General features: G+C 51.6%; 5 protein-coding genes, 4 tRNA genes and 1 other RNA gene. 8 read left to right on the top strand and 2 right to left on the bottom strand.

The features are described 5' to 3' along the window. Nucleotides 1–437 precede the first annotated feature (437 nt). Together murB and birA are read left to right on the top strand one after the other, a co-directional pair. On the top strand, nucleotides 438–1,475 hold the full coding sequence (murB, locus tag ACJ8J4_RS24685) for a UDP-N-acetylmuramate dehydrogenase (protein WP_099817669.1): 1,038 nt from the start codon (nucleotides 438–440) through the stop codon (nucleotides 1,473–1,475). Beyond that, on the top strand, nucleotides 1,472–2,434 hold the full coding sequence (birA, locus tag ACJ8J4_RS24680; protein ID WP_025304935.1) for a bifunctional biotin--[acetyl-CoA-carboxylase] ligase/biotin operon repressor BirA: 963 nt from the start codon (nucleotides 1,472–1,474) through the stop codon (nucleotides 2,432–2,434). Before murB ends, birA begins: the two co-directional genes overlap by 4 nt. Nucleotides 2,435–2,482: 48 nt before the next feature. On the opposite strand, the gene coaA is transcribed toward birA, so the two are convergent. Continuing rightward, nucleotides 2,483–3,433 (bottom strand): type I pantothenate kinase, encoded by a 951-nt coding sequence (gene coaA / locus ACJ8J4_RS24675; RefSeq protein WP_025304936.1) that lies wholly within the window; start codon nucleotides 3,431–3,433, stop codon nucleotides 2,483–2,485. 219 nt (nucleotides 3,434–3,652) lie between these two features. Further along, entirely contained in the window at nucleotides 3,653–4,201 is a 549-nt protein-coding gene (locus ACJ8J4_RS24670) for a GNAT family N-acetyltransferase (protein WP_025304937.1), read from the bottom strand. A 396-nt stretch (nucleotides 4,202–4,597) separates the two neighbouring features. Here ACJ8J4_RS24670 and ACJ8J4_RS24665 point away from each other — a divergent pair. The 6 genes from ACJ8J4_RS24665 to ACJ8J4_RS24640 all read left to right on the top strand — a co-directional run. Then, nucleotides 4,598–4,673: transfer RNA gene (locus ACJ8J4_RS24665), tRNA-Thr, on the top strand. Between the two features lie 25 nt (nucleotides 4,674–4,698). After that, nucleotides 4,699–4,783 (top strand) — tRNA-Tyr (locus ACJ8J4_RS24660). Nucleotides 4,784–4,829: 46 nt separating this feature from the next. Beyond that, a non-coding RNA gene (locus ACJ8J4_RS24655) (RtT sRNA) lies at nucleotides 4,830–4,945 on the top strand. A gap of 36 nt (nucleotides 4,946–4,981) precedes the next feature. Continuing rightward, nucleotides 4,982–5,056, top strand: a tRNA-Gly gene (locus tag ACJ8J4_RS24650). 6 nt (nucleotides 5,057–5,062) lie between these two features. After that, nucleotides 5,063–5,138 (top strand) — tRNA-Thr (locus ACJ8J4_RS24645). A 109-nt stretch (nucleotides 5,139–5,247) separates the two neighbouring features. Next, the coding region (locus tag ACJ8J4_RS24640) for a GTP-binding protein (RefSeq protein WP_023158627.1) at nucleotides 5,248–5,411 on the top strand (164 nt) is incomplete at its 3' end.

The following is a 5,411-nucleotide window of genomic DNA, read 5'->3' as shown; positions in this document are numbered from 1 at the left end:
AACGCCGTAGCGCCGATGGTAGTGTGGGGTCTCCCCATGCGAGAGTAGGACACTGCCAGGCATCAAATAAAGCCGAAAGCCCTGAACTGACGTTCAGGGCTTTTTGCTATGCGTAAAATAAATATACTGGCTGTATCTATTACTTTGAAAAATACCTTTTTGGCATATGTAGCTTATTCTTATAAGGAATCATAATGTTTTTTGCCAGAGAAATAGCCAGATTAATATATAATTGATAGCTTCAGATTATTATTTAAATAATAAAAATGCCTATTTATTAATGTGTTGATAAGAAATATCTGGCTATATCAAAGATAAATCTTAATTCTTTAGTGTATTATTCGATAAATTTCACGTTAATTAAAACAAATATTAGCCAGACGCCTCGAATCGAGTAGACTAGGCGAAAGATTATTTCCGTATAGGTACTGAACGTTATGTCTACTGAAAGCGCGTCTTTAAAAAACCACAATACGTTTGCGCTCCCGGTCAACGCAGCGCACCTGATCATGGCCGATAGAATTGAGCTGATGCTCAAGGTGTGGCAACAAACGCGCAAGCGTCAGGAGCCGCTGCTGATTCTCGGTGAAGGTAGCAACGTGCTGTTCCTGGAGGATTTCTCGGGCACGGTAATGGTCAATCAGTTGAAGGGTATCGATGTTCGAGAAGATAACGATGCCTGGTATCTCCACGTCAGCTCCGGTGAAAATTGGCATGACCTGGTGCAATATACGCTGCAGGCTGGGATCTGCGGCCTGGAAAACCTGGCGTTGATCCCTGGATTGGCCGGTTCTGCCCCTATTCAGAACATCGGCGCCTACGGCGTCGAATTGAAAGACGTCTGCGAGTATGTCGATTTGCTGGACTTCTCTACCGGCGCTATCGATCGCATCCCGGCTGCCGAGTGTGGTTTTGGCTACCGGGAAAGCATTTTCAAGCACCGTTTCCAAACTGGGCATGTCATTGTCGGGCTGGGTCTGCGTCTCAACAAACAGTGGCAACCCAAATTGAGTTACGGCGATCTGGCCAAGTTGGAGCCCACCACGGTGACGCCGCTTCAGGTATTTGAATCCGTATGTGCTATGCGTCGCAGCAAGCTGCCCGATCCGCGCGAAACCGGCAATGCCGGCAGCTTCTTCAAGAATCCTTTGGTGAACGCAGAGAAAGCCGCAGAACTCGTCGCCAAATATCCCGGCATGCCGCATTATCCGCAGCAGGATGGTCAGGTGAAGCTGGCCGCCGGCTGGCTTATCGACCAATGCGAGCTGAAAGGATATCGCATCGGTGGTGCTGCGGTACACCGCCAGCAGGCGCTGGTGCTGGTGAACATCGACAATGCCCACAGCCAGGATGTGGTGGCGCTGGCGCGTCACGTACGCAAGACGGTGGCCGATAAATTCGGTGTGTGGTTGGAGCCTGAGGTGCGTTTTATTGGTGCGACCGGTGAGCTGAATGCCGTGGTGGTGCTGTCATGAAAGATACCAAGGTTCCGTTAAAACTGATCGCGTTGTTGGCCGACGGCGAATTCCATTCCGGGGAACACCTCGGTGAGTCACTCGGCATGAGCCGTGCTGCGATCAATAAGCATATTCAAACCATTCGCGAGTGGGGGCTGGATGTCTTTACCGTGCCTGGCAAAGGGTACAGCTTGCCTGCCCCCATGCCGCTATTGGAGGCGGAACGCATTCTAAAAGGGTTGGACGACAAACGCGTTACCGTGTTGCCGGTAGTCGACTCTACCAATCAATATTTGCTGGATCGTATCGAAACACTACAATCTGGCGACGCCTGCATCGCTGAGTATCAACTGGCAGGCCGCGGTCGTCGTGGGCGCCAGTGGATTTCGCCGTTTGGCGCCAATTTATACCTGTCGATGTTTTGGCGATTGGAACAGGGGCCAGCTGCGGCGATGGGGCTGAGCCTGGTGATCGGCATGGTGATGGCGGAGGTCTTGCAGCGCCTTGGTGCTAAAGACGTGCGAGTAAAATGGCCCAACGACCTCTACCTGAACGATCGCAAATTGGCAGGGATCCTGGTCGAGTTGACAGGAAAAACTGGCGATGCGGCTCAGTTGGTCATCGGTGCTGGCATTAATTTGGCGATGCGGGATACCAATGCCGGGGGGATCAACCAAGGTTGGATCAACCTGCAAGAAGCCGGCATTAACATCGACCGTAATGAGCTGACTGCTACTTTGCTCAATGAATTGCGGCAGTCGTTAAAACAATTCGAGATAGATGGGCTGGGGCCATTCATTGGTCGTTGGCGCACGTTGGATAATTTTATCGACAGACCGGTCAAACTGCTGATTGGTGAGCGGCAGATTGTAGGGATCGCACGAGGCATCGATTCGCAGGGGGCACTGCTGCTGGAACAAGATGGGGAGATCAAACCCTTTATCGGCGGAGAGATATCGCTGCGCAGTGCAGAATAGCGAGCGCAACCAAGGGGACGTTACCGTCCCCTTGAGCGATCGGTAGTCTTACTTTCTTAAGCGCACGCTTTCAACGGCATGGTTGGCGCTTTTGGTCATGATCAGGCTGGCGCGTTCGCGGGTAGGTAGTATATTCTGCTGCAAATTCAAGCCGTTAATTTCATTCCACAATTGTGTAGCGATATTAATCGCTTCCGGTTCCGGCAATTTTGAATAGTTATGGAAATAAGAATCGGGATTGGAAAATGCGCCCTGACGGAATTTCAGGAAACGATTGATATACCAGCTTTGCAATAGCGTCTCCGGGGCATCGACATATATGGAGAAGTCGACAAAATCGGAAACGAATACGCGATGAGGATCGTGCGGGTAATCCATACCGCTTTGCAATACGTTAAGCCCTTCCAGGATCAGAATATCCGGTTGCTCGATGACTTTATTACCCTCAGGTACAACGTCATAGATTAAATGAGAATAAACCGGAGCGGTAACGCGTTTGGCGCCGGATTTCACTTCTGACACGAATTTCACCAGGCTATGCATATCGTAAGACTGCGGGAAGCCTTTTTTCTTCATCAGGCCGCGTTCGTTCAGCACCTTATTAGGATGCAAGAAGCCGTCGGTCGTGATCAACTCAACGCTGCGGTGTTCCGGCCAGCGGCTCAGCAACGCCTGCAACAGACGTGCGGTCGTGCTCTTACCTACGGCTACGCTGCCGGCGATGCCGATGACATAGGGAATTTTTTGCCCGTCGGTGCCGAGGAATTGCTCGAGCACCGCCTGTCGGCGCAGGTTGGAACTGATATAGAAGTTCAATAGTCGTGACAGCGGCAGATAAATCTGCGCAACTTCTTCCAACGAGAGATCTTCGTTAATCCCTTTCAGCTTAACGATCTCTTCTTCCGATAACGTCAGCGGCACCGAATCTCGCAACGCAGCCCATTGGGTACGATCGAACTGTAGGTAAGGCGTTGCTAAAGATTGATCTCTTTTTATCATAAGCCAAATTCTGCCTGTTAACGCAGGTTGGGAAAGGCGCCGGACGCCAACTCCAGAGAATAAACAAGCTGCATATTATAGACAGCTTCGTTTTTGGCGTAGACTTTTTTCGCAAAAGTTGTCGATAGGCAGCAGTTTATGTCAATTGTGCGAAGCGGCGCGCAGTTGATAAGGCGGGGTTGCAAGGCGGTATCATCGGGGCCGGATACCGCCTGAAGGCTAGCAGGCAATGGCGCGCGAAGGTTGGTTTACGGTGAATAGACGTTTGTAATAAATGACGGTCGGATGATAATGCCCATCGGGGCCCGCTGCATAATCCGGTAGCTCGCCCAAACAGCGATAACCCAGGCTGCGATAAAGCGCTTCAGCCGCTGAGCCAGCCTGCGTATCCAGGTACAATAGCCCGCGCTGCTGTTGCAGTGCCGCCTGCTCCAACGTCTTCATCAGCGCCAGACCTACGCCGTTGCGGCGAGCGCGGCTATGCACCAATAGCTTCACCACCTCCGCACGATTACGGCCATTCGGTTTCTGGCAGAGCTCGAGTTGCACGGTGCCAACGACGCCGCGTTCGTCGCGGGCAATCCACAATAGCAGCTCGCTTTTGGCCAAGGCGGGACGCAGGCTGTGGAAGTAACTCTCGGCGTCTTCATGCGGGATTAAGGTGTCGTAGCCCACTGAAGCACCGTGGGTGACCGCATCGGTCAACAGGCGAGCCAATTCATCGCGATAAATCGGGAGCGTAGCGGCGTTGATAGGCACTATTTTCATCGGTCATTCCTCCAGAGATGGGGGTAATGAAGATAAGCAATAACTGCGCCAGAACGACGAAAGGCATAGCCACGGCGAAAGAGCGAGCAATAAGTGTAGTTCACGCCACGAACCTGGGCAGCGATCCTCTTTTTGGTGCATCGATCCCGCTCACGGTTTACCGACGCAGGTTACGTGTTTTGAGAAGCCCGACACGGAGAAAGGGGCTCTCAATGCTTGCAAAAAGTGGATAAAATTGTAGAGAATGATTGCCGCAAGTGATGAATGTTTGCACGCCGCAGGCTGCGAATTGCATGACAGCATGCAAAATTGACTGATTTGTGAGCGAAAGTGCGCGTAAAGCAATTTTTTTGTTGCATAGGCCGTCCGCTCTACCTAGAATGCGCTGCACTTGATGCCGGCTTAGCTCAGTAGGTAGAGCAACTGACTTGTAATCAGTAGGTCACCAGTTCGATTCCGGTAGCCGGCACCATTCAAGTCACAAGTAGTTAAAATCTGGTGGGGTTCCCGAGCGGCCAAAGGGAGCAGACTGTAAATCTGCCGTCACAGACTTCGAAGGTTCGAATCCTTCCCCCACCACCAAATCTTGCCTTCGGCGATTAACTGAGATGCGATAAATACCGCAGCGGTTGATGGCGGGAGGAGAGGGCGAAAGCCTTCGGCAAGGTTCGAGCTGTGCAGCGCAAGGCGCAGCCGGCCCGAAGGATGCGAAGCGAGTGATGAATAGTCCTGCTCCATCCCAAAATTCTACAGAAAAATCAGGTAGCCGAGTTCCAGGATGCGGGCATCGTATAATGGCTATTACCTCAGCCTTCCAAGCTGATGATGTGGGTTCGATTCCCACTGCCCGCTCCAAGATGTGCTGATATAGCTCAGTTGGTAGAGCGCACCCTTGGTAAGGGTGAGGTCGGCAGTTCGAATCTGCCTATCAGCACCACTTCTTAATTTCTCGCCCCCTGATTTTCTTTCTGTTCTGGATTCAACGAGCAAATGCTTGGTTGATGTGGTGATACCACCGATTTATCCGTGTCTTAGAGGGACAATCGATGTCTAAAGAAAAGTTTGAACGTACAAAACCGCACGTTAACGTCGGTACTATCGGCCACGTTGACCACGGTAAAACTACCCTGACTGCAGCGATCACCACCGTTCTGGCTAAAACCTACGGCGGTTCTGCACGTGCTTTCGACCAGATCGATAACGCGCCAGA

This window comes from Serratia sp. CY47280 (assembly GCF_052168655.1).
Classification (GTDB): Bacteria; Pseudomonadota; Gammaproteobacteria; order Enterobacterales; family Enterobacteriaceae; genus Serratia; species Serratia bockelmannii.
Note: the sequence above shows the minus strand (reverse complement) of the source record. Positions and strands in the feature narration are given on the sequence as shown.